Here is a 25,105-nt window from a genome sequence, read left to right as displayed (position 1 = left end):
CCCTACAAGTCTAAATTACGAACTAATTTAGCATTATCTTCAATAAATTTGCGACGCGGTTCTACTTTATCCCCCATGAGTACACTAAAAATCTTACCGGCCTCAATGGAATCTTCCAAACTTACCTGCAAAATAGTACGATTTTCCGGATTCATGGTTGTTTCCCAAAGCTGTTCCGGATTCATTTCACCTAAACCTTTGTAACGCTGAATCGTAATATTGTCACGACCGATTTCATCTAGCTTAGCGGCCATTTCAGCATCACTGTATACATACCAATGACCTTTGCCTTTTTTGATTTGATACAATGGCGGCTGCGCAATATATACACGTCCTTCTTCGATGAGCGGTTTCATATAACGATAGAAGAAGGTCAATAAAAGCGTACGAATATGGGCGCCGTCAACGTCCGCATCGGTCATGATAATAATTTTGTGATAACGACTCTTATCGAGATCAAAATCCTCCCCAATACCGGTCCCAAAGGCCGTAATCATGGAGCGAATTTCATTATTAGCTAGAATTTTATCTAAACGAGCTTTTTCTACGTTCAAAATCTTACCGCGCAACGGCAAAATTGCCTGGTAACGACGGTCACGGCCCTGTTTGGCACTACCGCCCGCAGAATCACCTTCGACGAGATAAATTTCGGTCATAAGCGGATCTTTTTCAGAGCAGTCTGCCAATTTACCCGGTAAAGAACTTACTTCCAAAGCATTTTTACGACGGGTCAATTCACGAGCTTTACGAGCTGCTTCGCGAGCACGGGTGGCGCTGGTTGCTTTTTCAATAATACGTTTAGCTTCCGCCGGATGTTCTTCAAGGAATGTTTTAAGACCTTCCGACACAACCGTATCGGTAATGCCTTTGACTTCACTGTTGCCCAGTTTTGCCTTTGTCTGACCTTCAAACTGAGGGTCTAACACTTTTACACTGATAACGGCAGCCAAACCTTCACGCACGTCTTCACCGGACAAATTGCTTTCATTGTCCTTAATGAGACCGGATTTACGACCGTAATCATTTAAAGTACGAGTCAAGGCACTGCGGAAACCGCTCAAATGGGTACCGCCGTCAATGGTATTAATGTTATTAACGAAAGAAAATAAAGTTTCGCTGTAGCTGTCATTGTATTGGAACGCTACGTCAACCACTACATCGTCACGCGTGTTTTCCACATCAATAACAGTAGGATTAACCAAGTTTTTGCCTTCATTTAAAAATTCAACAAAGGATGTAATACCGCCTTCGTACATGAAGCTTTCTACTAAATTTTCTTCCGGACGTTTATCCGTAAGGGTAATGCGCAGACCTTTATTCAAGAAAGCCAATTCCTGTAAACGAGTACGCAATACGCCGAAATCAAATACGGTAGTTTCAAAAATCTCTGCATCCGGTTTAAAAGTAACGGTTGTGCCGGTATCTTTAGCTTCACCGATGACTTTTAACGGACTTTGCAAATGACCGCGCGCAAAAGTAATTTCCTGTTCTTTGCCTTCCTGACGAACTTTAACAACCGTCCATTCACTCAAAGCATTAACTACGGAAATACCTACGCCATGAAGACCGCCAGATACTTTGTAACCGCCGCCGCCGAATTTACCGCCGGCATGCAATTTGGTTAAAACCAATTCAACCGCCGGAACGCCTGTTTCATGCATACCTGTCGGAATACCGCGGCCGTCATCGGTAACGGTAACGCTGTTATCTTCATTAATGCTGACTTCAATATGAGTACAATAGCCGGCTAAGGCTTCGTCCACACTGTTATCAACAACTTCATATACTAAATGGTGCAACCCTTTAGATGATGTACTCCCTATGTACATCCCCGGGCGGCGTCGTACCGCTTCCAGGCCTTCTAAGACCTGTATATTATCGGCACTATAATTCTGTTCTGCCATTCCATATCCTCCCTAATTTCAGTAATAAACCATATCTATGGGGATTTAGCTTTATAAAACAATTATCCTTAATTATACTCTATTTTTATCGTTTTGTGTATAAGCTTACCGGAATACCGGTAGCGGCACGCTGTAAACGGCGGCCTACGCCGGTAATAGACATACTTAAGCCATAAACCGCATCCACTGTAACCAAGTAGCATTCAATCGGTTCATCCGGAAAAACTTGGATTACATCCTTGTTCTGCCATTGCTTATTGCGACGGCGCCGCCCTTTTAAAAGCGGAATATCCTGTACCACCGCCACGATATCTTCAATAGACACGCTATACGTATCCGATAAATGAACGAACATACATCTTACCATCACTTTCTCTATATTTCAATTGCTTTGCGGTTTATGAGACTTTACAGCCTCCTTGTATTGAGCCCGCATTTTTAAAACCGAATTGCGTACAAACTCCGGTTTTAGCTGTTCTGCTTTTTTGTGCGTAATCAGCATTAACAGCATATATATATCATAATTCTCGTTGGATTCTTCTTTGACGACTCGATTTCTGAAAAAATACACGCATTCACGATGAGCCAACTGATAATCGGACATAGTGCACTGTGGTACATGTTGACGCATTTCATCATATACGGCAAAGGGTTCTTGCATCAATCGATCTTTAATACCATTAATATGCTGACGATATAAAAAAGCCTCATGTTCCTGCGTTTTTATAGTACAGGATGAGCAAAGAGTCTCACCAGGACCAATAAGTTTTTCACAGCATTCACAATTATGATAACCATGGTCCTTTAGATAGACTGTCTTCTTATATTGCTTTATCTGCACATCTTTCAACTGCCGGCGCAATTCTTCGCTTTTTATATTCGCCACCGATGAGTCTATTTGAGCCATCACATCAATGGGAATAGGAATCGCTTTAAAATTAATGAGCACCCGCTCATAGGAATCCGTGTGTTTTGCTGTGCCCATATAGGCCGATGTATCACCCTTGGTTAATCCTTGACCATGGGACGATGTAACCGACACTGCATCGACGGGCTGAATTGCTTTCAAATAGCTTTGCCGATACATGGTGCATTCTAACTCTGTAATAAGCTCCGAGCCGTAAAAGTCATTAATCTTTTTCAATAATTGACGTTTCATCATCTGAAGTTGCTGCAAACAGGGGGATGTCATGGCCGCCACTTTAATAATAGGCGGCTTAATTTCAAGCACTTTAGTCTGTTTGCCCAGCACCGCCCCCACAACTTTAGGCCAATGATGATACAGGCGCATGACGGCGAATTGTTTGAATACGTTGAACGATTTATATTTACTGTTCAAATGCGTATCATATTGCCGCACATGGGCATCCGGCTTATAGCCGATGGGTCCGGCCGGCCGATTGGAGGCCAACAGACCTTCAATATAGCGGACTGTTACATCGTCCCCCGCAGCGGCCTCAGTCTTTGCCTCGGAGACTGCCGGTTGTATGCCGTTTTTCGACTCAAACGTTTCGCTCATCATGATCACCGCCTTTCACAATTAATGAGTTCCACATCACTCAATTGTTTCACATCTTCCAAATCGGTCGTGGTTATAAACGTTTGGATTTTTTTATGGATAAAATTCAACAGATTTTGCCGCCGCTCCTTATCCAATTCACTGAGCACGTCATCCAATAGCAATATAGGATACTCGCCCACTTCCGATTTGATATATTCCAATTCACTTAATTTAAGCGATAAAATAGCCGTTCGTTGCTGACCTTGCGAGCCAAATCGTTTCAAATCCATAGGACCGGAAAAGAAGCCTAAATCATCACGATGAGGACCAAAAGAGGTACTCATGCGATGCCGATCCACCGGTAAATTAGCCTGCAATTGCTCATAAAACGCTTGCGGTTCGGTTAAAAATCCATTTGAAATTTGATGTTGCTCATAGGTAAGCTTTAAATTTTCTTTGCCCCCTGTGAGTTTACGATTCATCAAATCCAGCAAAAGATTAATTTTACGCAAACTGTCGAGTCGTTTTTTTATAATAAATGACCCGGTCTCCGCCAACTGTGTATCCCATTCGGCTAAAGAAATATCTCGCTTGCCGTAAGAATCTTTTAATACTTTATTACGTTGCTGCAAAATCTTATTATACAAGCGCAGTTGCTGATAATATAACGCACTTGTCTGCGATATTTCAATATCTAAAAAGCGACGCCTTAAAGAGGGACTGCCTTTTATGAGCTGTAAATCTTCAGGACTGAAAAGAACGGTATTCAAGGTGCCTACTAATTCTTTTTGTAAAATTCGGTTACCGTTGAGACGAATATCTTTCTTTTCCTTGCCACTGAGCTTCAAATTGATTTTGTGTTTCGTATCACGCTTCGTAAATTCCACAATAATCCCCGCTTCGGTAGCACCAAATTGCAGTAAATCCTGTGTATCATTGGTACGAAAACTGCGGCCGATGGTGCTGACATACAAGGCTTCTAAGAGATTACTCTTGCCTACACCATTGAGTCCGTGAAGAACGATGATATGGGGCGGAAAGGTCCAATTGGCATGCTCGTAATTTCTGAAATTAACGAGTTCCAAGGAGTGAATGTTCACTCGCCGGCCTCCTCTTTAACAACGACCAAGGTACCGATACCTTGAATTTCAACTAAGTCATCAGGGTATATTTTCTTACGTTTTTCATGGCAAACTTCGCCATTTACTTTGATTTTCTCATCATCAAGCAAAAATTTAATTTGACCGCCCGTGCCAATAATTTGTTCCAATTTTAATAATTGATCCAATTTAATGTAAGGCGTGTAAATTTCTACTTGAATCGGTTCTGTTTTACTCATAATTGCCTCCTCACAAAACGTGATGTTAACTCTGCAACTATATATTATTAATATAAGCTTATAGCTCAGTCTATTCTTAGTTCGTGCGAACCGGCGTTACTACATAGGTATAATTTGGATTATCATCCTGGCGAATAACAACGGGACCGTTCTGTTTTAAGTATAAATGAATTCTGTCGCCGCTGCTGTGACGCAAAATATCGCCAATATAACGACCGTTAAAGGAAATAGTAAACGGCGTACCTTTAAATTCGCAAAGTACTTCTTCTTTAGCCATGCCGATTTCAGCATTTTGCGTAGATAAAGTAACTTCTTTTTCATCCCAATCATAGCGAATAACATTGTAGCTCGCATCCTTAGCCAATAAGGAAACACGATCTACGGCACCGGCAAAATCGCGACTGTTTAAAATCGCACTGGAATCGAATTGCGATGGGATTACTTTTTCATAATCAGGATACTGACCTTCAATCAAACGAGAGAATAAGTAAATAGTATCAAATAAGAATACTACATTCGTACGATTCCAAATGATGCGAACTACGGTTGGCTGATCCGTTGGTAATAAACGGGATACTTCAGCCAATGTTTTGGTTGGAATCAAAATACGCATAGCCGCCGGCATAGGTGCATCTAAGTTGATTTTCTTAACGGCCATACGGTGAGTATCTGTAGCTACCATAGTTAAATTGGTGCTTTCACCTTCCAATAAAGCACCGGTAAAAATCGGACGATCATCATCATTGGCAGCTGCGTAATTAGTTAAATCAATCATTTGTTTAAATTGTTCGCCGTCTACATCAATGTGATTTTCATCGTGAATCTGTTCAACTAAGTTGAAATCATCCGGATCCATGGTAATAAGATTGAATTGAGAACTTTCAGAACTTAATAATAATTGTTTAGTTTCTGCATTAGATTCTAAAGTAATGGTATCGGTTGGTGTTTTACGAACCCATTCTTGGAAATAACGCGTGCTGAGAACGATAGTACCTTCTTCGATAATATTAGCATCAATAGTAATGCGGATACCGATTTCATAATCATTGGCCTGCATTTCTACTTTACCGTTTTTAGTTGTTATATATATAGCACCGGGTAAATTAGAACTTGTTTTGTTCTGACTAACCTTGGCTAAGGCATTAATCGCTTTTTGTAACGTATCTTTTGCAAATTGGATTTTCATGGACTGTCTCCTTTACTATTATGGATGTGATTAAGTTTTTAATTATTAGTAGTCTTAGTAGTAGGGGCGGTGTATAAGTGGATAAGCTGTTTGAAGTGGCATTTTTAATAGGTTTTCCACATGGGTATAAGTTTGTGAATAGAAGGAAAAAGTTATCCACTTATGAACTTTTAGAGTCGTGCTTGTCAATAACTTGGAAGTTAATCACTAACTATACACAACTTATTCACAGAGTTATCCACAACCGTTAATCCTTAGGTATCTTCGTTGATTTTACTGATAATATCATCGATAGTTCGCTTTAAATCAGTACTTTTAGCTAGGTCTTCACTGATTTTATTATACGCATGAAGAGCTGTGGTGTGATCCTTTTTGCCAAAAGCTTGCGAAATTTGTGGAAAACTTTCATTGATGAGTTCACGGCACAGATACATAGCGATTTGGCGCGGATGAGCGTATTGCTTATTCCGTTTCTGACCGACTAAGAATTCTTTTTTGATTTTGAAATAATCAGAAATAAAATCTTGAATATAGGCAACGGATAATACGGATTTTTTGCTTTCCGGAATGAGATCACGCAGGATATAGCGCGTATATTCCACGGTAATTTGATCGAGTTTATTATCCAATTCAGCGGCGGTGATTAATTTGGTAAGGGCACCTTGTAAATCACGAACGCTACGGTTGTAATAGGTGTTGCCAAAGAAACGAATCACTTCGTTCGGAATGTTAAGATTTGGCAGTAATTCACGCTGTTTGTCCACATAGGAGCGCGTGATGGCTTCCAAAGTTTCGGAGTTTGGCGGATCGATGGTTACCACCAGGCCGGAACTGAATCGTGTACGCAAGCGATCTTCCATTTGTTCCATATCTTGTGGTAAAACATCACTGGTGAGGACAATCTGTTTTTTACTGTCCGTTAAGGCATTAAAAGTATGGAAAAATTCCATTTGCGTACCGGCGTAGCGTTTTTCTTGAATAAATTGAATGTCATCAATCAAGAGAACATCGACTTTACGGAATGTGCTGCGGAATATATCCATATTGGTTTGGCCGTAACGAATAGATTGAACGAAGAGGTTCAAGAAGTTTTCACTGGTGATACACATGATTTGTAAATGGGGATAACGACGATGAATTTCATTGCCGATAGCATGCATTAAGTGAGTTTTACCGAGACCTGATTTACCGTAAATAAAGAACGGATTATAGCGATTGGCCGGATTTTCCGCAATATTTTGTGCTGCCACATAGGCCATTTGGCTGGAGCCGCCGGCAATAAAGGTGGCAAAGGTGTAATCCGGATTTAATTTTAAAATAGATTCATTATTTTTATATAAGGTTGTTTGACTGCTATTAGACTGCATAGATGCCGCTTCTTGCGGTATTTCCGACGGTGGGAATAAACTATCCGATTCCATCGGTGAAGTACTTGGAATATACGGGCCGGATTTAGTGGCGTCGTTTTTACGTACAGAATCAACTACAACCGGCTCATCATAATTCGGTGTATGCAGCGGTGTTTGTGACGGCGCCGGTGCGGCCGGTGGTAAACCGTATTGACTGGCTAATTGATCGTAGGCGCTATAATTCGGCGCATGGGTTGCCGTTTCATTGGCATGAGCGGCTGTTTCATACGGTGCGTTTTCATACTCATTCATGTCATAGCCCGATTCATTGCCCAGTTGTGATTGCGGCATAGAAGCGATTTGACTATCGTCATAGTTTGCCGGTTGATTGGTAAAAGCCGTTGGTTCCGGTGGCGTCATTACACTCGGTTGGGCAACGGTTGTTTTCACCTCTTCGTGAAGGGTCGCCGGCTCTTTGTCGCCCGGTGTTGTAATAATAATTGTAAGTGGAGAATTGTTTTTGGTTAAACGCTGCCAAACATTATTTACGGAATTTTGAAAAGCATTTTTTATCATCGGTTCGTTTTCGATAAAATCCTTAATATACGTTTGCATCGTGGTTAATGTAAGGGTCTTACTGATTTCGTCCAATTGTAACGGGAGCAATCGTATAATCGTGCTTTCTAAAATTTCTTTTGGTAATGTGGCTTCAATATCTTCGCGTACTTTATTCCAAAAATCGTTAAGATTGATGTTTGACATACCATTTCCTTCCCAGGGTGTCATACTGTGAATAACTAAAAATACCTAACCTGTGTATAACTTCGTTTTTTGTGAAAAAAGAGAAAAAATAAATAGGTTAGAACAACTGATAAACACTGACTTTATACTGTTATCACTTCTGTTGTGGATAAGTAGTGCATAAGTTGTGTATATCTTGTTGATAACCTAGTTTTATTAGTCACAATATGATATTCCTTTTATATTTCATCCTCTATATTTTATCAGAAATAGGAAGAATTGTCATCGTAGTTGTGGATATCTTTTTGGCGTTATTAAGAGTATAATGTATATATTATATATCCACAGTATATGGCTAATAATGATTGAATCTATCGAGTGAGTATTGACATTACATGGCTTTATATTTATAATTATGCTGTTATGGTATAAGTAATTACAAGAACAATCTCAAGGAGGTGTTTTATACATGAAACGTACATATCAGCCAAATACTCTTTGGAGAAAACGTACTCATGGTTTCCGTGAACGTATGAAGACTATTGGCGGCCGTCTTGTTTTGAAAAGACGTCGTGCTAAAGGCAGAAAGAAATTATCTGCATAATATAATAGCTTTTAGGCAGGAGAAAAAACTTGGCGCTGCTGCCAAGTTTTTCTATTCATAATGGCATGGGATGATGATATGAGTGAATTGACATTTAAATTAGATAAAGAACGAAGAATTCGTAAAAACAGTGAATATCGTCTTGTCTATAAACATGGCAATTATGAAGTAGGTCGTCTCTGTGTAGTTTACCGTATGCCCGTGGCCAAGCAGGCTACCCGGATCGGTTTTGTAACCGGTAAAAAGGTAGGCGGTGCGGTGGAGCGCAACAGGGCGCGCAGGCTTATGAAAGAAGTGTATCGTCTTAATCAGCATGCTATCCGAGAAGGCTATGCTATTGTGGTTGTAGGGCGGGCTCGCATGGCGAGTGCCACCTATGATCAAGCGTGTAAGGAAATGATGTATCTTTTTAAAAAGAGCAAATTACTTAAAAGTAATGAAGCTTAGAAAGAGGCGTATCCATGAAACGCTGTTTGACCTTCTTAACCAAACTGTTGAATATGCTATTCATCGGCTTGGTACAATTTTATCGCTATGGAATTTCTCCATTAAAGCCTAAAACTTGTCGATTTTATCCCTCATGTTCGACGTATACCTTGGAAGCATTACGCAAATATGGACCTTTTAAAGGCAGTTATTTAGGAATTCGGCGCATTTTACGTTGTCATCCCTTTAATCCGGGCGGCTACGATCCGGTTCCGTGATAACACAAATTTGGAAATGTCAAAGTGTCTGTATGGATGAAATATAGACCATACCATAACGTATATAGACACGCAAAGGCCATTTGTATTCGTCATTAATACTCGTATAGGAGCAAACTAATGGAAATTTTTCAGGTATTAGTTGATTTTATGCGGACCTTGCTTACGTATTGCTATAATCTTACAGAAGCATTAGGGTTCCCAAGCTATGGTATAGCGATCATTATTATGACCATCGGGATTAAGGCAATCCTGGCGCCGTTGACGGCTAAACAGGTCAAATCTATGAAGGGCATGCAGAAATTGCAGCCTAAAATGAAAGAGATTCAGAATAAATACAAGAATGATCCACAGCGTGCGCAACAGGAAATTGCTAAGATGTATAAAGAATTAGGCGTTAATCCTTTATCCGGTTGTTTACTGCTATTGGTGCAAATGCCGTTTTTAATCGCTATTTTCTACGCGTTGCAAGGCTATCCATATGATCCTGCATATGAAAGCTTCTTATGGTTGCCAAGCTTGGGTGAAGCGGATCATTTGTATATTTTACCTGTATTAAGTGCTCTTTCTACATTTGTAATGAGCAAACAAACTGCGCAAGATGCTACCGGTGCTGGTGCCGGCCAACAGAAGATAATGCAGATTTTCATGCCTTTATTCATTGGTTATATCAGCTTGAATTTCCCAAGCGGTTTGGTTATTTACTGGGTTGTATCAAACATATTCCAAATGATTCAGCAGTTCTTTATCTATCGAAACGATAATAAGGAGGCTTAATTATGGATTATATTGAAGTTTCAGCAAAAACGATTGCTGATGCCGTTGCCAAAGGCACCGAACAGCTTAAAGCTGACGGTAAGGTCGTAACCGATACGAAAGTATTGGAACAGCCTTCCAGCGGTTTCTTGGGTATTGGTCGTCGCGATGCGTTAGTGCGTTTATATTTTGAAGAAGCTCCGTTGACTGAAAAAGTAGCTTTTGCAGCTGAACAGGCCGCAGCCAATGTACAGGCTACGGCACAGACTAAAGTAGCGGAAGCAAAAACAGCAGTTAGTGAAGCTTCTGAATTTGTGCAGGAAAAAGTAGCTGACGCTAAAAGCACGGCTGTAGAAGTAGCCGAAGCAGCGCAGCAAAAATTCAATGAAGTAGCGGAAGCGGCTCAACAAAAAGCCGGTGAAGTTTCTGAATTGGCGCAGCAAAAATTCGGCGAAGTGAAAGAACAGGCTGCCGAACTTGCTGATAAAGCACAGCAACATTTAGGTGAAGCAGCTGATGCGGCACAAGCAAAAATTGCTAATGTGAAAGCGCAGGCAAAAGATGTAGCGGTTGATGTAAAAGATACCGTTGCGGATACATTAGCTGATGCTAAAGAGACTGCGGAAGATGCGGCAACTACCGTTGCAGCGGCTGTAAAACCGCAACGTGAACCGGTTTCTAAAGAAGAACAGATGGTGATTGCCGATAAAGGTAAACAGTTCTTACAAGATATGTTTAGCAAAATGGGCTTATCCGTTCAGATTGAAAAAATGATGACTGCTGAGAAAATCACATTCCAGATTCATGGTGAAGAATTAGGTATTTTAATCGGCAAACATGGTCAAACCTTGGATGCTATTCAATACTTAACAAACTTGGTGGCTAATAAAGAAGTAGCCGGCCATTGTCATATCGTAGTGGATGTAGAAAATTATCGCTCTCGTCGTGAAGAAACTTTGGTTAATTTGGCTAAACGCCTTGCCTCGAAGGTAAAACGAAATCGTCAAAAGATTTCCTTGGAACCTATGAGTGCATTCGAGCGTAAAATTATTCATTTAACGCTCCAAAACGAAGTACATATTGTGACTGATAGTGAAGGTGAAGAACCGTATCGTCACGTAGTCATTGCTTATAAACGATAAGCTATGTGCGAGTCATAAAACCCGATCTATGATCGGGTTTTATTTTTACACAAGGGAGAACACCATGTACACAGAAGATACGATTGCTGCCATTGCGACGCCACCCGGCATCGGCGGGGTTGGCATTATTCGCGTCAGTGGCACTCGTTGCTTTGAAATAGTTGGTTCTGTTTTTAAAGCACAGGGAACCGTACCTTTAGAAAAACGGCCGAATCGAACCATTCAATATGGTCATATTATAGATCCTCAGAAACAGGATGAAATCCTTGATGAGGTCCTTGTTTTAATCATGAAAGGTCCAAAGTCGTTTACGGCGGAGGATGTTATAGAAGTACAGTGCCACGGCGGGATTATCGTGGTGCGTGAAATTTTGAAATTATTGCTTCGTCAGGGGGCTCGCTTGGCCGAGCCGGGTGAATTTACGAAACGGGCGTTTTTAAACGGCCGCATCGACCTTACCCAGGCGGAAGCTGTTATAGATATTATAGAGGCAAAATCGGAGCAATCTTTGGCGGTTGCGGTAAAACAGCTGGATGGTACTTTGGCAGGTATGATTCGCACCATTAGAGAACAGTTGATTGAGTTAATTTCACATCTGGAAGTGGCTATTGATTATCCGGAAGAAGACATTGAAGAACTTACGATGGATGAAACGGCGGATAAATTGCGGCCTATTTTAGCTAAAATCAATCAATTATTGGCTACGGCTAACCGTGGGCGCTTGTTGCGTGATGGCATTATGACGGCTATTGTGGGACGTCCGAATGCAGGTAAGTCGAGCCTTATGAATGCTCTTTTGCGTGAAAATCGTGCTATTGTTACGGATATTCCGGGTACCACCCGTGACAGCATTGAAGAAGCTATTACTATTGAGGGAATTCCGGTTCGTTTGATTGATACAGCCGGCATTCGTGAGACCGATGATATCGTGGAAAAACTCGGTGTAGATCGAGCTAAAGAGTATTTGGATAAAGCTCAAATCGTAGTGTGCGTTATTGATGCATCGGAGCCTATGACGGCGGAGGAAGAAGCCATTTTACGTGAAGCTTCTCATAAAAATACCATCGTATTCCTCAATAAAGCCGATAAGGGCGCGGTCATTACGGCCGATACGGTGGCTCAATACGGTCAATTTGCCGCTATTGCACCGATTAGTGCTGCTAACGGTGAAGGCATGGATGTGTTGGCTGATGCTGTCAAAGAATTGGTATATGGCGGTACGGTTCAAAATGAATCATCCGCTATGCTTAGCAATGTGCGCCATATTACTTTGATGGAGCAGGCTAAATCGCAGATTGAACAGTCTTTGAATAATATTGAGTCCGGCTTGCCGGTTGATTTTATCGTTACTGATGTACGCACTGCTTGGGAGCAACTGGGGGATATTACGGGTGACAGTTTGCGCGAATCCTTAGTAGATGAATTATTCAGTCGTTTTTGCTTAGGTAAATAATTAGGTAAATAAAATAGTGTAAATTTCAAAATTTGACTATTTTGTTTAAGTAAAACTTTTGGTAATTTCTTGGTTGTCATATAGGTTTTTGCTTAGACAACTGAATTTGCTTATAATGTAAATTACAGACCTCAAATGAGGTTGGTATAAAATTACTGAACAATAGTGCCTCGAGAGAGGGATAGGAGATAGTATGTATACAGTAGATACGTATGACGTCATTGTCATCGGTGGCGGTCATGCCGGTTGCGAAGCGGCCTTGGCTACAGCCCGTATGGGCCAACGCACGCTTATGGCAACTCTTAATTTAGATAATATTGCTTTGATGCCTTGTAATCCGGCCGTAGGTGGCCCGGGTAAAAGTCATTTGGTGTATGAACTGGATGCTTTAGGCGGTCAAATGGCTATTAATGCGGATGCTACAGCCATTCAGATGCGCATGCTGAACATGGGTAAGGGTCCGGCCGTGCATTCCTTGCGTGCTCAGTCTGATAAAGTGGCTTATCAGCGTTTGATGAAAGAAACCCTTGAAAATACGGATAATCTGAATGTAAAACAGATTATGGTAAATGAACTGCTTATCGAAGATGGTGAAGTAAAGGGTATTTTGAGTGAATTGGGCGAAGTATATGAAGCGAAAGCTATCATTCTTTGCACCGGTACTTACTTGAAAGGTAAAATTATTCTTGGTGAATTGACCTATACCGGCGGTCCTAACGGTCAGCGTACAGCTGAATTATTGTCTGATTCGCTTCGTAAAAACGGCATTGAATTGATGCGTTTTAAAACAGGTACGCCGGCTCGTGTGGATAAACGTTCTTTAACTTTGGATCACATGGTAGAACAACCGGGCGACAGCAAGTACCGCGCCTTCTCTTTCATGTCTGATTGGACTGATCGCAATGAACAGATTTGCTGGCTTACCTATACTACGGAAGAAACTCATGATATCATTCGCGGAAACTTAAACCGGGCACCGATGTATACCGGTATCATTGAAGGTACGGGCCCTCGTTATTGCCCATCCATTGAAGATAAAGTAGTTCGTTTCAGTGATAAAAACCGTCACCAACTCTTTGTAGAACCGGAAGGTAATCACACAAATGAAATGTACGTACAGGGCATGAGTACAAGCTTACCAATCGACGTGCAGTATCAATTTTTGCGCACCATTCCGGGTCTTGAAAATGTAGAAATTATGCGTCCTGCTTATGCCATTGAATATGATTGCTTAAATCCGTTGCAATTGACGCCGGCTCTTCAAGTCAAACACATCAAAGGCTTGTATTCCGCCGGTCAGGCTAACGGTACGTCCGGTTATGAAGAAGCGGCCGCTCAAGGTCTCATGGCCGGTATTAATGCAGCTTTATATTTGCAAGGTAAAGAACCGTTTATTTTGTCCCGTTCCGAAGCCTACATCGGTGTCTTAATCGATGACTTGGTAACGAAAGGCACCAAGGAACCGTATCGTATGATGACGAGCCGCAGTGAATATCGTTTATTGCTTCGTCAGGATAATGCGGACCTTCGTTTGACTGAAAAAGGTCGTGAAATCGGCCTCGTATCGGATGAACGGTATCAGCGTTTCTTGCATAAAAAATCGTTAATCGAAGAAGGTGTAGCAGCCTTACGAGCACGAAATATTAACCCAACCAAAGAAGTGCAGGCACTCTTGGAATCTATGGGGACCGCTCATATTAAAACCGGTATGACTGCCTATGATTTGGTAAAGCGTAATGAATTAAGCTATGGCGATGTGGCTGATGCCTTTGATTTAAAACGTTACAGTCCTGATGTAGAAGAAGAAATCGACATTATGATTACCTACGAAGGTTATGTTAAAAAGCAAATGGAACAGGTAGAAAAAGTTCGCAAGTTGGAAGAAAAGATTATTCCTGCCGATTGGGATTATGATTCCATGAAAGGCATTTCTTTGGAAGCCAAGCAGAAATTAAAGACTATTAAACCTCATTCCATCGGCCAAGCCAGTCGTATTTCCGGTGTATCACCGGCGGATGTGTCGGTTTTATTAATCCAATTAGAACAATATCGTCGTGAACAACAACAGTAGGAGGGGCTATGAACTTTACCGATAATTTGGCGATTCAATTAAAGGCGGCCGGTTTCTCGGCTACAACCGATCAATTAAGTCAATTCACGACCTATTATGAAATGCTTATTGAAACCAATAAGTATCTCAATTTGACGGCCATTACGGATCCGCACGAAGTAGCGGTGAAGCATTTTGTAGACTCCCTCACAGCTTTGGATGATAAGGATCTTATTTTCAAAGAAGGTGCAAAACTTCTTGATTTGGGAACAGGTGCCGGTTTCCCCGGTATACCGCTCGCTATTATGCGCCCTGATTTAGAAATTGTGCTATTTGATTCCTTGCAAAAACGACTTAATTTTCTCAGTGATGTTATATCAAAATTGGGATTACATAAGGTAACAACATTACATGGTCGAGCGGAAGATATAAGCCATGATTCGGCGCATCGTGAAGCGTACGATCTCGTGACCAGTCGGGCGGTGGCGCGCTTGCCGGTACTGCTCGAATGGGCTTTGCCGTATGTAAAACAAAATGGGTATATGGTAGCTTTAAAAGGCGCCGCCTATGAGGAAGAAATGGCCGAAGCGTCGAAAGCGTTGAAGATTTTAAAAGGAAGCATTGAACAGGTAAAACCGGTACAATTGCCAACGCTCGATGATAAGCGGGCTATTATTTATATTAAGAAAACAGGTGTAACACCTAAGTTATATCCCCGTAAGCCAAAGGATATTAAGACTAAGCCTTTAGTTTAAAAACTTAATATTGATAAGATAAAGTTCTTACTGCATGTATAAAATCGGTAAGATATGAATAAAATTCCCCTTGTTAAAGGTTTAACCTATAACTAAGTACATTTGATATGTATATGTTTACAGGCCTTTAGCAAGGGGTTTTTTATTGACATTAAAAGGTAATAAAGGTAACATATTTTTATGTGTTGGCCATATTTGTTGATTATAGATTATAGGCAAAATCTATAATAGTTTTTTATATAGATTATAAGTGCAGATGGCCGAAAATATTTGCGAAAGATGATGAGAGGAGCGAGGCGTATGGCTATTTACAATGGTCGTTTACCACAGATAGATGTGGCAGAAACAATACGATATGCGGGCTTACGCCAGGCAACAGATTTTCCTAAACAATATGTAACCGATGCTTGTTTGGAAGTACAATTGGTGGCGGAACCGAAGGGTGTTTATGAAGCGTATGACTATGATGCCGCTACGGGAACGATAAAAAGCAATCCGCCCCTAATCGTAGAAGGCAGTTCGATTCGCAAACATTTAGAAAAAGCGGACAAAGTATATGTTTTGGCTGTTACCATTGGGGAAGGTGTAGAGCTGCGCAGTGCTGAGCTTTTTAAAGAAAATAATTATACCTTAGGCTTGTTAGTCGATGCGGCTGCTACAACGGCGGTTGAACAGGTTGCGAATCAAGTGAATGACTTAATTGAGAAAGAAGCGGCTAAAGCGGGTTATACTACGACATGGCGATTCAGTCCCGGTTACGGTAATTGGAATCTGAATGTGCAAAAAGATTTAGCGGCCATTATTGGTACGAGTCATATAGGACTTGAAGTAACGGACACATTCTTGCTGTTTCCACGCAAATCGGTAACAGCTATTATAGGTTGCATTCCCAAAGGGGCTCTTGATTGTGAAAAAAACGGTGATGTACGCCCGGGGATTAAACGGGGTTGCAGTTCCTGCAGTCAGGTTAACTGCGCATCACGCAAAGTGTAGCCGGTTAAGAAATTAAATTAGGTATAGCCGGTTAAGAAGTTAAACAAGGTATAGCCGGTTGGATAATTAAAGAAAGTATAGTAATTTCGGAAGCTTAATAAGGTAAACTTAAATAATGTAAACCAAGATACAGTAATTTTAATAGATAATATATGAGTTAATAGGAACAGAGAGAGGCGATAGGTATGTATATATTTGACGGTGCTATGGGCACTATGCTCCAACAATCGGGCTTAGTGGAGGGGGACTGTCCCGAATTATTTAATGTGGAACATCCGGAGGTAGTCACCGGAATTCATGCGGCCTATTTAAAAAACGGCAGTGATATCGTAACGACTAATACATTTGGTGCCTGTGGTTTAAAATTGGCGGATTACGGTTTGGAACATCGTGTGGCGGAAATTAATGCCGCCGCCGTTAAGGCAGCTAAAAAGGCGATTGCCCAGGTAAAACCGTCAGCTAAAGTAGCCGGTTCCATGGGGCCTACCGGCCAGTTCATAGAGCCGTTGGGACAGATTTCTTTTGATGAAGTTTATGATACTTATTATGAACAAGCCTTAGCTTTAATTGAAGCGGGCGTGGATTTCATAATCATTGAAACAATTATAGATGTGCAGGAAATGCGTGCTGCCTTATTGGCTGCTCGTGATGCTCGTGAAAAATTAAATAAAACTAAAGAGGACGTTAAGAGTATTTGTCAATTTTCCTTCAGTGAAGACGGTCGTACTATCACCGGGACACCGCCGGAAGTGGCAGCTATTTTAATGGATGCCATGGGAGCCGATGTGGTAGGTATTAATTGTTCTTTAGGACCGGAACAGCTTATACCGTTAGTTGAACGCTTAGCTTCGGTTACTAACTTGCCGATTAGTGCTCAGCCAAATGCGGGTATGCCGATGCTGGTTGGTCGGGAAACGGTATTCCCTTTATCGCCGGAAGAAATGGGTTCTTATGTACCGGCCTTACTTGATGCAGGGGCAACCTATGTGGGTGCTTGTTGTGGCAGTACACCTTTACATATTAAAGCCATCGCTGAAGCGGCCGGTAATCATACACCTAAAGAACGACCTGAAATTGCACCGTTTACGGCCTTTACCAGTCGTACCGGTTTTGTTAAAGTGGGGCATACGGAAAAGCCGATTATTATCGGTGAACGTATTAATCCGACCGGTCGTAAAGTATTGGCCAAAGAAATTAAAGAGGGCAGCTTTGCCATGGTAAAACGTGATGCTTTGGCACAAGTGGCAGCCGGTGCGGCTGTATTGGATGTTAATATGGGCGTGCCTGATGTAGATCCGGCGGCCATAATGAAACGGGCTATTATGGAACTCAGTATGCTCGTAGATGTGCCCCTTTCCATTGATACTATGGATGCGGCTGCGATGGAAGCGGGCTTAAAAATGTATCCCGGTCGTCCTTTGATTAACTCTGTAAATGCGGAACCGGAACAATTGGCCCAAGTATTGCCTTTAGCAAAACGCTATGGGGCCACCCTTTTATGTTTACCATTGGGCCGTGGTGATTTGCCGGCTACGGCGGAACAAAGAGTGGAATTGGCTAAAGAAATTGTACTTGCCGCCTATGAGAATGGTCTTCGTAGTCAGGATTTATTATTAGATCCGCTTGTATTAACTTTGGCAAGTGGTCAGGACAGTGCGGTACAAACACTTCGCACCTTGGCGATGTATAAAGAAACATTCGGCTTTCCAACGGTTATGGGCTTATCCAATGTGTCCTTTGGTTTGCCGCAACGACCATATTTAAACAGTCAATTTTTAACAATGGCTGTATCTCATGGTTTGACAGCACCAATTCTTAATCCTTTAAATGCGACTGTAAAAAAAGCCTTTGTGGCAGCACGAACATTACTCGGTTTTGATCCGGCCGCGGCTGAATTTATTGCCGATTACGGCTTGGACGAAGAAGGTACAGTTACAAGTTCTGCTTCTAAAAAAGTGGCCACGGTTTCTTTTAACAGTGATGATCCTTTAGAAAATATTCAGCATGCTGTTGAACAAGGGGAAAAAGAATTAGTTATTGAATTAGTAGAAAAGGCGTTGGCTGATGGTGTTGATCCTTTGAAAATAACAAAACATGCCTTGTCGGAAGCGATGAATGTGGTGGGGGAAAAATTCGGCGCCGGTAAAGTCTTTTTACCACAGGTAATGTTGGCTGCCGAAGCTATGCAAGGTGCTTTCCAAACCATTAAACGTGTGTTACCGGACTCCGGCGGCATAACTCGAGATACGGTTATAGTGGCGACCGTTAAAGGTGATATTCACGATTTAGGAAAAAATATCGTAGCAGCTTTACTCGAAAATAACGGTTACCGTGTAGTTGATTTGGGGAAAGACGTGGATCCGGAAGAAATTGTAGCGGCCGTTAAACGTGAAAATGCTACGGTCGTAGGGATTTGTTCACTTATGACAACAACGATGCCTATGATTGACGTGACGATTGAAGCTATTCGCGAAGCAGGTTTACCGGCTAAGGTTCTTGTGGGCGGTGCCGTACTTACGCAGGAATATGCTGATAAGGCAGGGGCTGATTCGTATGCTAAAGATGGGATTACGGCCGTTAATATTGTTAAAAAACTGCTTGGAGACGACTGATAATTTCTTTACTTATTATCAGCTATCGTTAAATATGCCGAGGATAGTATGAGAATGCCCGGCATTATATTCGACTGGTAAAAAATACTTAATTATAAGAGAGAGTTGGGGATTTAGATGGTTACATCATTACGTGAAAAACATAAAGCCGGACAATTTACCATTACGGTTGAATTGGACCCGCCGAAAAGTGCTTCGGCAAATAAAACTTTTAAGGAAGCGGCACAACTTTTAGATAAAGTGGATGCTATTAATATTGCTGATTGCCCGATGGCCAAACTTCGCATGAGTCCGATTGCTTTGGCTCATTTAATTAAATATCGGGCACAGATTGATACCATATTCCATCTGACCTGTCGCGACAGAAATATTTTAGGCTTGCAGGCAGAACTCTTAGGGGCCGCTGCTTTGGGCGTTAATAATATTTTAACCTTAACCGGTGATGAACCTTCGAGAGGGGATCATCCTGATGCAAAACCTATTTTTGAAGTGGATTCTATGGGCTTGTTGAAAATAGCTCACACTTTAAATAGCGGTTTTGACTTGGCCGGTAATGAACTTGAAGTGCCAACAAATTTTTACATTGGCACAACCGGTAATCCGGGGGCTGATGACTTGGAAGAGGAAAAAGCTAAAATAATTCGCAAGGTAGAAGCGGGTGCTAATTTTATTCAGACGCAACCGATTTATGATTTAGAAAAGGCTAAACGTTTTATTGATATGGTAGCTCCTTTAGGAATTCCGGTTATGTTAGGGCTCATTCCTTTGAAAAGTTTTAAAATGGCCACATACCTTCATACGAAGGTGCCGGGAATTTCATTGACGGAAGATATATTAGACCGTATGGAAAAAGGCGGCAAAGAGGCAGGACTTGAAATCGCCTTGGAAACATTGCTGGCCATAAAGAAAGTAGCTCAAGGTGTTCATATTATGCCACTTAATGACATACAGACTGTTTTATATCTGATTGACCACGTGTAATAGAAATCCTTTGTTAAATTTACTAAACTTATTTTAATTGAATGACAAAAAAACGATTCGTTATTAAGGTGACGAATCGTTTTTTTTCACGTGAAACAATGTGAATGATATTTAATGGCTCTTTGTCAAATTTTGGGGCGCTAAAGAGTCTATGCACTTTGAGGAAGGACATGCGACATAACTGTTGCGTGTCCTTTTCTTGCATTGATGAATAAAATCCGGTTTCGGAAGTAGTGGAAGTTCCGTATCCCAAAAGAGCAACGTTTTAAAACTTTAATTTTGTTGTTGCAACCCTCGGTAAAGCCGTTTGAATATGGGAAGGTTAAGGCATTAATAATTTCGTCGCTCCAAGAGGAGAACGTTTTTAAGAGGGATTGAAATTCAGATAGTTCAGAGTCAAAAACTAATGAAAGCCATTCATTTATGGACCTTAGAATATCGCGCCTCCGTTTAAATTTCAACACTGTATGGAAGGTATATTTTAGCATATAGGCACGGTGTAATCTCGATGAATAGTGAAACATATCCATCAGTTTTGCATATTCATTGTCAGTTAAATCCTTAAAATGTTTAGTCAATATTCGCTTATTCGTTTTGAAGGTTCGGCTTGCATTAGTTAAGGTATTTTGCTCAGCTTTACGCACTCGCTCAAGGGCAAAGGTCACCAGCCGGATTAAGTGGAATCTGTCAGCAACAATATGAGCTTTAGGGAAGCATTGCTTCATGACGGAGCGGAATTGGAGGGACATGTCCATTGTGATGTATTTTACGTTGTTTCGTACGTGTCTTGGGAATTGCAAAAAGTACTGTATTAGCTTGACTGTATCTCGTTTAGGCAGAATATCCAGTATTTTATGGTCAGTAGGATCGGTAAGGATGACCTGGTATTTTTGGCCGGCTGCATTGCCTTTAAATTCATCAATAGATAATACCGAAGGTAATGTCTTGGGCCGGCTATAGTTAATTTCCTTAAAAATGCGAATAACTTGAGTTACGCTAATATGACAATGTTTAGCAACTGCTGTTAGAGATTTTACCTCTGACAATTCAGTAATGACCACTTCTCGTAGTCGGGGGGTAGTCCTAAGATAGCGCGTAGAGAACTCTGTTTTTTCATTAAACGTGCGTCCGCAAGTGCAGCTATACCGGCGTTGACGATAGATAAGGCGAATCGGCTTTTCATTGGTTGTAGTGTGGCGGATTGTACGATGTGTATAGCCTTTTATACGCGTTGTTTCCTTATGGCAATTAGGACAAACATGAGGTTTTACCGGCACCATCACATGTAATACATATTCTTCTGAAGTTTCTCTCATATTTTGGATATGTGAATCTTTTATTCCGAGCATTTTCCTATATAATTAAGACTAGACATATTGAATAAACATCCTTTCGTTAATTGTTAGCACCTTTATTGTATCGGATTTTATTCAATATGTCTTTTTTTGTGCAAAAAAAGTAGGCGCCAAGAGGACACGCAACTAGCGTTTCTCTTTAGCGCCCCAAAATAAATTATAGAACCTATTTAATTATCGCCGTAAATGTTTCACGTGAAACATTAATGCTCGAATTATAAAACTAATGCGGGAGGAATAAAATTATTATTAGAATTTTAAAATTTGAAGATGAGTTGGATTGTTTCACGTGAAACAAATAGCCACGCAATTAAAGGTGCGTATTGTTTTGAATTTAATGTAACATCTCTTTATAAGCAAAGAAAAATTCAATTGTTTCACGTGAAACAATTTTTAAAAAATGATTAAATTGTCCTATTTTACAAGTTTTTATTCGGGGAGTATGGTATAATATTTTTGTGTATTTGTATTAAGAAAATGAGGTGAGCCTGTGGGAAAAATAATAGCCATAACAAATCAAAAAGGTGGAGTCGGCAAGACGACCACATCGGTTAATTTAAGTGCTTGTATTGCGAAATTAGGCAAAAAAGTGCTGCTTATTGATATGGATCCACAGGGAAATGCCTCAAGCGGACTTGGCATTGATAAAGATAATTTAGAGCTTTGTATTTATGATGTTTTAATCAATGGCATGACGATGAATGATGTTATCGTGCCAACAGCTCTTAAGAAATTGAAGATTGCACCTGCATCCATAGATTTGGCCGGAGCCGGTGTTGAATTGGTAAACTTACCAAAGCGCGAGCATATTTTGAAAAAGGCGTTAAAAGAAGTAAAAGATGACTATGATTTTATTTTCATCGATTGCCCGCCATCACTCGATTTGCTCACCCTCAATGCGATGACTGCCGCTGATGGTGTATTGATTCCGATTCAAAGTGAATTCTATGCACTGGAGGGAGTTAGCCAGTTGATTAATACCGTTAACTTGGTTAAAAAATCCTTGAATGAAAAACTTGAAGTTGAAGGTGTATTGTTAACCATGTTTGACGGTCGTACTAATTTATCGATTCAAGTGGCGGATGAAGTTAAAAAATTCTTCACTACTAAAGTGTATAAAACTATCATTCCTCGGAATGTGCGTTTAAGTGAGGCGCCCAGCTATGGCGAACCGATCATTATTTATGATCCGAAATCCAAGGGGGCCGAAGTGTATATGAAATTAGCCAAGGAGGTCATCAAAAATGCCTAGAGACAGTAAGAAAAAAGGTGGTCTCGGCAGAGGTGTGCTTTCCTTGCTGCCGCAAGATGAGCAGAGAACTGCATCCGCGGCCACAGCCAATATTGATGAAGCCGCTAAAACGGGAATTGTTGAATTACCGTTAACGGAAATCGAGCCTAATCCAAATCAGCCACGTCGTAATTTTTTAGAAGATGAAATGGCAACATTGGTGGAATCGATTCGTCAGTATGGTGTGATTCAACCTATCGTAGTTTGTAAAATGGATGATAAATATCAAATAGTGGCGGGCGAACGTCGTTGGCGCGCTGCCCAGTTGGCGGAACTTACGACCATACCGGTAGTCATTAAAGACTACAGTATGGAACAGATTACGGAAATCGCCTTAGTGGAAAATTTACAGCGTCAAGATTTGGACCCTGTAGAAGAGGCATATGCGTATAAGCGCCTTATGGATACGTTTAAAAAGACGCAAGAGGCCATTGCCACTCGCTTGGGACGCAGTCGTTCTCATGTGGCCAATATGGTGCGCCTACTGCAGCTGCCGGATTTTATTCTTACAGAATTATCCCTTGGCGATATTTCTATTGGTCAAGCCAGACCACTATTGAGTTTAAAAAATAAAGAATTACAAAAAGAAGCATTAAAGCTTATTAAAGAAAAAGAATTAACGGCCCGCCAGGTGGAAACACTGGTTAAGCAAATGCTTGACGGTACCTATGGTAAACAGGGCAAAGCAAGAACGAAAGCTCAGCAAACAGCTGAGTTACGGGCTATTATGGACCGCTTAAAAGTGAGTCTCGGCATGCCCGTAGATATTAAAGTTAAAGCAGGTAATAAGGTACAAGGGAAAATGGAGATAGCCTTCCGTAGTGAAGAGGAGTTAAACTATCTCATAGATTATATAGAGGCCCAAGGTATGGGTGAAGTTGAGGGAGCTTCTCCTGCACAGACTGAAGTTGACGCTGATGAATCGGCTTCCATTTCATTTCACGTTTAACCGCTAACCTATTTTCATACGGTTGGAGCGGTTTACGTTATATTAAAGGTAGGTAAGTAAGAAGCTATGACAAGTATGGAACAAACACCAAAAGCAAATCGTGTACATATCGGTTTTTTCGGCCGCTGTAATGCAGGTAAATCTACCTTGATTAATATGTTGACTGGACAGCCAATTGCATTGGTTTCGGAAGTAGCCGGTACAACTACGGATCCGGTGAGCAAAGCCATGGAAATTTTGCCATTAGGTCCGGTTGTTATTACCGATACAGCCGGCGTTGACGATACGTCGGAGTTGGGACCGCTGCGTATTAATAAGACAAAAGAATTATTGCCGCGCATGAACTTGGCCGTGTATGTTTTGAAAACCGATGCGGCACTAACAGCAGCGGATATGGAATGGCTTGGTTTGTTGCAACGTCAAAATGTAAATACTTTACTTGTTTTAAATGAAGTGGCCGGTATTACCGCTGATTCTTACATGGCACAAGCCGGTGCTGTATTGGGTGATTTGAACTTGGCCTATATAGGCGCTGACTTATTGAAAAATGATAAACAGAGAGTTATTTTAGAAAAATTAGGTTCTATGAAACCAAAAGACGGTGAAGATGAGCAATCTTTATTGGCCGGTTTGGTAGAGCCGCATGATGTTATTCTTTTGGTGTGCCCCATCGATGAGGCTGCGCCAAAAGGGCGTATTATTTTGCCGCAAGTGCAGATGATTCGTGAAATATTGGATGCTCATGGTATGGGTCTTGTAGTGCAAACGGAAGAAGTTTCGGCAGCTCTTGCTAAATTAGGGGTAAAACCAAAAATGGTAATCACCGATTCGCAGGCTTTTGATGCCGTGGCTCAGCAGGTGCCGGATGACATTCCGCTTACATCCTTTTCTATTTTGATGGCTCGTTTTAAAGGTAATTTAAAAACATTGGCAGCCGGCGTGAAAGCTGTTAAAAACTTAAAACCGGGCGCTAAAGTTCTGATTAGTGAAGGCTGCACCCATCATCGTCAATGTGATGATATCGGTACGGTTAAAATCCCGCGTTGGTTAAAACAGGCGGGGTATGAAAATTTAGATTTGCAATGGACCAGCGGTGGCGCTTTCCCGGAAAATGTAAAGGACTTCGATTTGATAATTCACTGCGGAGCCTGTATGTTGACGCGCCGTGAAGTATTGCGCCGCCTGGATGTATCAGAACAACAAGGGGTGCCTATCGTAAATTATGGCGTGCTAATTGCGTCATTACATGGTATACTAGACCGTGCACTTAGTCCCTTTGCTTCTGAGTTATAAGTAGGCTTGAGGCATTTGAATGTAACAATAATCACACATTTGTGATATAATAAAAGTTCAGCTATAAGATATAATTTGGTTGAATTATGGACTCCTTAAAAGGAAAAAACAGCATATTATAGCCTTGCTATTTCATGTTATTGATGA

General features: G+C 41.2%; 22 protein-coding genes. 14 read left to right on the top strand and 8 right to left on the bottom strand.

Annotated elements, in window-relative coordinates; genetic code table 11:
• Positions 1-2 precede the first annotated feature (2 nt).
• The 7 genes from gyrB to dnaA form a co-directional block, all read right to left on the bottom strand.
• A complete protein-coding gene (gene gyrB / locus CCC71_RS01605) occupies positions 3-1,904 on the bottom strand; it encodes a DNA topoisomerase (ATP-hydrolyzing) subunit B (RefSeq protein ID WP_226974469.1) in 1,902 nt (633 codons plus the stop codon).
• 85 nt (positions 1,905-1,989) lie between these two features.
• Positions 1,990-2,259 carry a hypothetical protein gene (locus CCC71_RS01600; protein WP_127059033.1) on the bottom strand — a complete coding sequence of 90 codons (270 nt, stop codon included), beginning with the start codon at positions 2,257-2,259 and terminating at the stop codon, positions 1,990-1,992.
• A gap of 27 nt (positions 2,260-2,286) precedes the next feature.
• Positions 2,287-3,426 carry a DciA family protein gene (locus tag CCC71_RS01595; protein ID WP_021840469.1) on the bottom strand — a complete coding sequence of 380 codons (1,140 nt, stop codon included), beginning with the start codon at positions 3,424-3,426 and terminating at the stop codon, positions 2,287-2,289.
• A 2-nt stretch (positions 3,427-3,428) separates the two neighbouring features.
• Entirely contained in the window at positions 3,429-4,505 is a 1,077-nt protein-coding gene (recF, locus tag CCC71_RS01590; protein ID WP_021840468.1) for a DNA replication/repair protein RecF, read from the bottom strand.
• The gene (locus CCC71_RS01585; RefSeq protein WP_021840467.1) at positions 4,502-4,744 is read right to left on the bottom strand and encodes an RNA-binding S4 domain-containing protein; all 243 of its coding nucleotides are present in this window, start codon (positions 4,742-4,744) and stop codon (positions 4,502-4,504) included. The genes recF and CCC71_RS01585 overlap by 4 nt, the downstream gene beginning before the upstream one ends.
• A gap of 76 nt (positions 4,745-4,820) precedes the next feature.
• Positions 4,821-5,930 carry a DNA polymerase III subunit beta gene (dnaN, locus tag CCC71_RS01580; RefSeq protein WP_021840466.1) on the bottom strand — a complete coding sequence of 370 codons (1,110 nt, stop codon included), beginning with the start codon at positions 5,928-5,930 and terminating at the stop codon, positions 4,821-4,823.
• Positions 5,931-6,184: 254 nt separating this feature from the next.
• On the bottom strand, positions 6,185-8,041 hold the full coding sequence (dnaA, locus tag CCC71_RS01575) for a chromosomal replication initiator protein DnaA (protein WP_021840465.1): 1,857 nt from the start codon (positions 8,039-8,041) through the stop codon (positions 6,185-6,187).
• A 448-nt stretch (positions 8,042-8,489) separates the two neighbouring features.
• Here dnaA and rpmH point away from each other — a divergent pair, with 448 nt between their 5' ends.
• The 11 genes from rpmH (at position 8,490) to CCC71_RS01520 (ending at position 20,070) form a co-directional block, all read left to right on the top strand.
• Positions 8,490-8,624 carry a 50S ribosomal protein L34 gene (gene rpmH, locus CCC71_RS01570; protein WP_006555255.1) on the top strand — a complete coding sequence of 45 codons (135 nt, stop codon included), beginning with the start codon at positions 8,490-8,492 and terminating at the stop codon, positions 8,622-8,624.
• 60 nt (positions 8,625-8,684) lie between these two features.
• Positions 8,685-9,071: a ribonuclease P protein component gene (gene rnpA / locus CCC71_RS01565; protein ID WP_412192070.1), complete on the top strand. Its 387-nt coding sequence runs from the start codon at positions 8,685-8,687 to the stop codon at positions 9,069-9,071.
• A gap of 14 nt (positions 9,072-9,085) precedes the next feature.
• A complete protein-coding gene (yidD, locus tag CCC71_RS01560) occupies positions 9,086-9,328 on the top strand; it encodes a membrane protein insertion efficiency factor YidD (RefSeq protein WP_021840463.1) in 243 nt (80 codons plus the stop codon).
• A gap of 120 nt (positions 9,329-9,448) precedes the next feature.
• A complete protein-coding gene (locus CCC71_RS01555) occupies positions 9,449-10,105 on the top strand; it encodes a YidC/Oxa1 family membrane protein insertase (RefSeq protein WP_296332702.1) in 657 nt (218 codons plus the stop codon).
• A 2-nt stretch (positions 10,106-10,107) separates the two neighbouring features.
• Positions 10,108-11,226, top strand: coding sequence for an RNA-binding cell elongation regulator Jag/EloR (gene jag / locus CCC71_RS01550; protein ID WP_021840461.1), 1,119 nt, complete (start codon positions 10,108-10,110; stop codon positions 11,224-11,226).
• A gap of 64 nt (positions 11,227-11,290) precedes the next feature.
• Positions 11,291-12,679, top strand: coding sequence for a tRNA uridine-5-carboxymethylaminomethyl(34) synthesis GTPase MnmE (gene mnmE, locus CCC71_RS01545; RefSeq protein ID WP_021840460.1), 1,389 nt, complete (start codon positions 11,291-11,293; stop codon positions 12,677-12,679).
• Positions 12,680-12,872: 193 nt separating this feature from the next.
• Positions 12,873-14,750 carry a tRNA uridine-5-carboxymethylaminomethyl(34) synthesis enzyme MnmG gene (mnmG, locus tag CCC71_RS01540; RefSeq protein ID WP_021840459.1) on the top strand — a complete coding sequence of 626 codons (1,878 nt, stop codon included), beginning with the start codon at positions 12,873-12,875 and terminating at the stop codon, positions 14,748-14,750.
• 8 nt (positions 14,751-14,758) lie between these two features.
• Positions 14,759-15,484, top strand: a complete 726-nt coding sequence (gene rsmG / locus CCC71_RS01535) for a 16S rRNA (guanine(527)-N(7))-methyltransferase RsmG (RefSeq protein ID WP_226974464.1) — start codon at positions 14,759-14,761, stop codon at positions 15,482-15,484.
• A 300-nt stretch (positions 15,485-15,784) separates the two neighbouring features.
• A complete protein-coding gene (locus tag CCC71_RS01530; protein WP_021840456.1) occupies positions 15,785-16,477 on the top strand; it encodes a vitamin B12 dependent-methionine synthase activation domain-containing protein in 693 nt (230 codons plus the stop codon).
• 185 nt (positions 16,478-16,662) lie between these two features.
• Positions 16,663-19,089, top strand: a complete 2,427-nt coding sequence (locus tag CCC71_RS01525) for a homocysteine S-methyltransferase family protein (protein ID WP_296332698.1) — start codon at positions 16,663-16,665, stop codon at positions 19,087-19,089.
• A 117-nt stretch (positions 19,090-19,206) separates the two neighbouring features.
• Positions 19,207-20,070, top strand: a complete 864-nt coding sequence (locus CCC71_RS01520; RefSeq protein WP_021840454.1) for a methylenetetrahydrofolate reductase — start codon at positions 19,207-19,209, stop codon at positions 20,068-20,070.
• Between the two features lie 149 nt (positions 20,071-20,219).
• On the opposite strand, the gene CCC71_RS01515 is transcribed toward CCC71_RS01520, so the two are convergent.
• The gene (locus CCC71_RS01515; RefSeq protein ID WP_296332695.1) at positions 20,220-21,386 is read right to left on the bottom strand and encodes an ISL3 family transposase; all 1,167 of its coding nucleotides are present in this window, start codon (positions 21,384-21,386) and stop codon (positions 20,220-20,222) included.
• Positions 21,387-21,915: 529 nt separating this feature from the next.
• On the opposite strand from CCC71_RS01515, the gene CCC71_RS01510 reads away from it, so the two are divergent.
• The 3 genes from CCC71_RS01510 to hydF all read left to right on the top strand — a co-directional run bounded on the left by CCC71_RS01510 (position 21,916) and on the right by hydF (position 24,958).
• Positions 21,916-22,677 carry a ParA family protein gene (locus tag CCC71_RS01510; protein ID WP_021840412.1) on the top strand — a complete coding sequence of 254 codons (762 nt, stop codon included), beginning with the start codon at positions 21,916-21,918 and terminating at the stop codon, positions 22,675-22,677.
• Positions 22,670-23,665 carry a ParB/RepB/Spo0J family partition protein gene (locus CCC71_RS01505; protein WP_021840413.1) on the top strand — a complete coding sequence of 332 codons (996 nt, stop codon included), beginning with the start codon at positions 22,670-22,672 and terminating at the stop codon, positions 23,663-23,665. The genes CCC71_RS01510 and CCC71_RS01505 overlap by 8 nt, the downstream gene beginning before the upstream one ends.
• A 75-nt stretch (positions 23,666-23,740) precedes the next feature.
• Positions 23,741-24,958 carry a [FeFe] hydrogenase H-cluster maturation GTPase HydF gene (gene hydF, locus CCC71_RS01500; protein WP_021840414.1) on the top strand — a complete coding sequence of 406 codons (1,218 nt, stop codon included), beginning with the start codon at positions 23,741-23,743 and terminating at the stop codon, positions 24,956-24,958.
• The last annotated feature ends 147 nt before the right edge of the window (positions 24,959-25,105 follow it).

It is taken from the genome of Veillonella sp. LMAG:90 (genome assembly GCF_008679445.1).
GTDB lineage: Bacteria > Bacillota > Negativicutes > Veillonellales > Veillonellaceae > Veillonella_A.
Note: the sequence above shows the minus strand (reverse complement) of the source record. Positions and strands in the feature narration are given on the sequence as shown.

Bases quoted from the DNA above. Each gene is read 5' to 3' on its own strand.
- gyrB (WP_226974469.1), bottom strand. From the start codon at position 1,904: ATGGCAGAACAGAATTATAGTGCCGATAATATACAGGTCTTAGAAGGC.
- CCC71_RS01600 (WP_127059033.1), bottom strand. From the start codon at position 2,259: ATGTTCGTTCATTTATCGGATACGTATAGCGTGTCTATTGAAGATATC.
- CCC71_RS01595 (WP_021840469.1), bottom strand. From the start codon at position 3,426: ATGATGAGCGAAACGTTTGAGTCGAAAAACGGCATACAACCGGCAGTC.
- CCC71_RS01585 (WP_021840467.1), bottom strand. From the start codon at position 4,744: ATGAGTAAAACAGAACCGATTCAAGTAGAAATTTACACGCCTTACATT.
- dnaN (WP_021840466.1), bottom strand. From the start codon at position 5,930: ATGAAAATCCAATTTGCAAAAGATACGTTACAAAAAGCGATTAATGCC.
- dnaA (WP_021840465.1), bottom strand. From the start codon at position 8,041: ATGTCAAACATCAATCTTAACGATTTTTGGAATAAAGTACGCGAAGAT.
- rpmH (WP_006555255.1), top strand. From the start codon at position 8,490: ATGAAACGTACATATCAGCCAAATACTCTTTGGAGAAAACGTACTCAT.
- rnpA (WP_412192070.1), top strand. From the start codon at position 8,685: ATGGCATGGGATGATGATATGAGTGAATTGACATTTAAATTAGATAAA.
- yidD (WP_021840463.1), top strand. From the start codon at position 9,086: ATGAAACGCTGTTTGACCTTCTTAACCAAACTGTTGAATATGCTATTC.
- CCC71_RS01555 (WP_296332702.1), top strand. From the start codon at position 9,449: ATGGAAATTTTTCAGGTATTAGTTGATTTTATGCGGACCTTGCTTACG.
- jag (WP_021840461.1), top strand. From the start codon at position 10,108: ATGGATTATATTGAAGTTTCAGCAAAAACGATTGCTGATGCCGTTGCC.
- mnmE (WP_021840460.1), top strand. From the start codon at position 11,291: ATGTACACAGAAGATACGATTGCTGCCATTGCGACGCCACCCGGCATC.
- mnmG (WP_021840459.1), top strand. From the start codon at position 12,873: ATGTATACAGTAGATACGTATGACGTCATTGTCATCGGTGGCGGTCAT.
- rsmG (WP_226974464.1), top strand. From the start codon at position 14,759: ATGAACTTTACCGATAATTTGGCGATTCAATTAAAGGCGGCCGGTTTC.
- CCC71_RS01530 (WP_021840456.1), top strand. From the start codon at position 15,785: ATGGCTATTTACAATGGTCGTTTACCACAGATAGATGTGGCAGAAACA.
- CCC71_RS01525 (WP_296332698.1), top strand. From the start codon at position 16,663: ATGTATATATTTGACGGTGCTATGGGCACTATGCTCCAACAATCGGGC.
- CCC71_RS01520 (WP_021840454.1), top strand. From the start codon at position 19,207: ATGGTTACATCATTACGTGAAAAACATAAAGCCGGACAATTTACCATT.
- CCC71_RS01515 (WP_296332695.1), bottom strand. From the start codon at position 21,386: ATGAGAGAAACTTCAGAAGAATATGTATTACATGTGATGGTGCCGGTA.
- CCC71_RS01505 (WP_021840413.1), top strand. From the start codon at position 22,670: ATGCCTAGAGACAGTAAGAAAAAAGGTGGTCTCGGCAGAGGTGTGCTT.
- hydF (WP_021840414.1), top strand. From the start codon at position 23,741: ATGGAACAAACACCAAAAGCAAATCGTGTACATATCGGTTTTTTCGGC.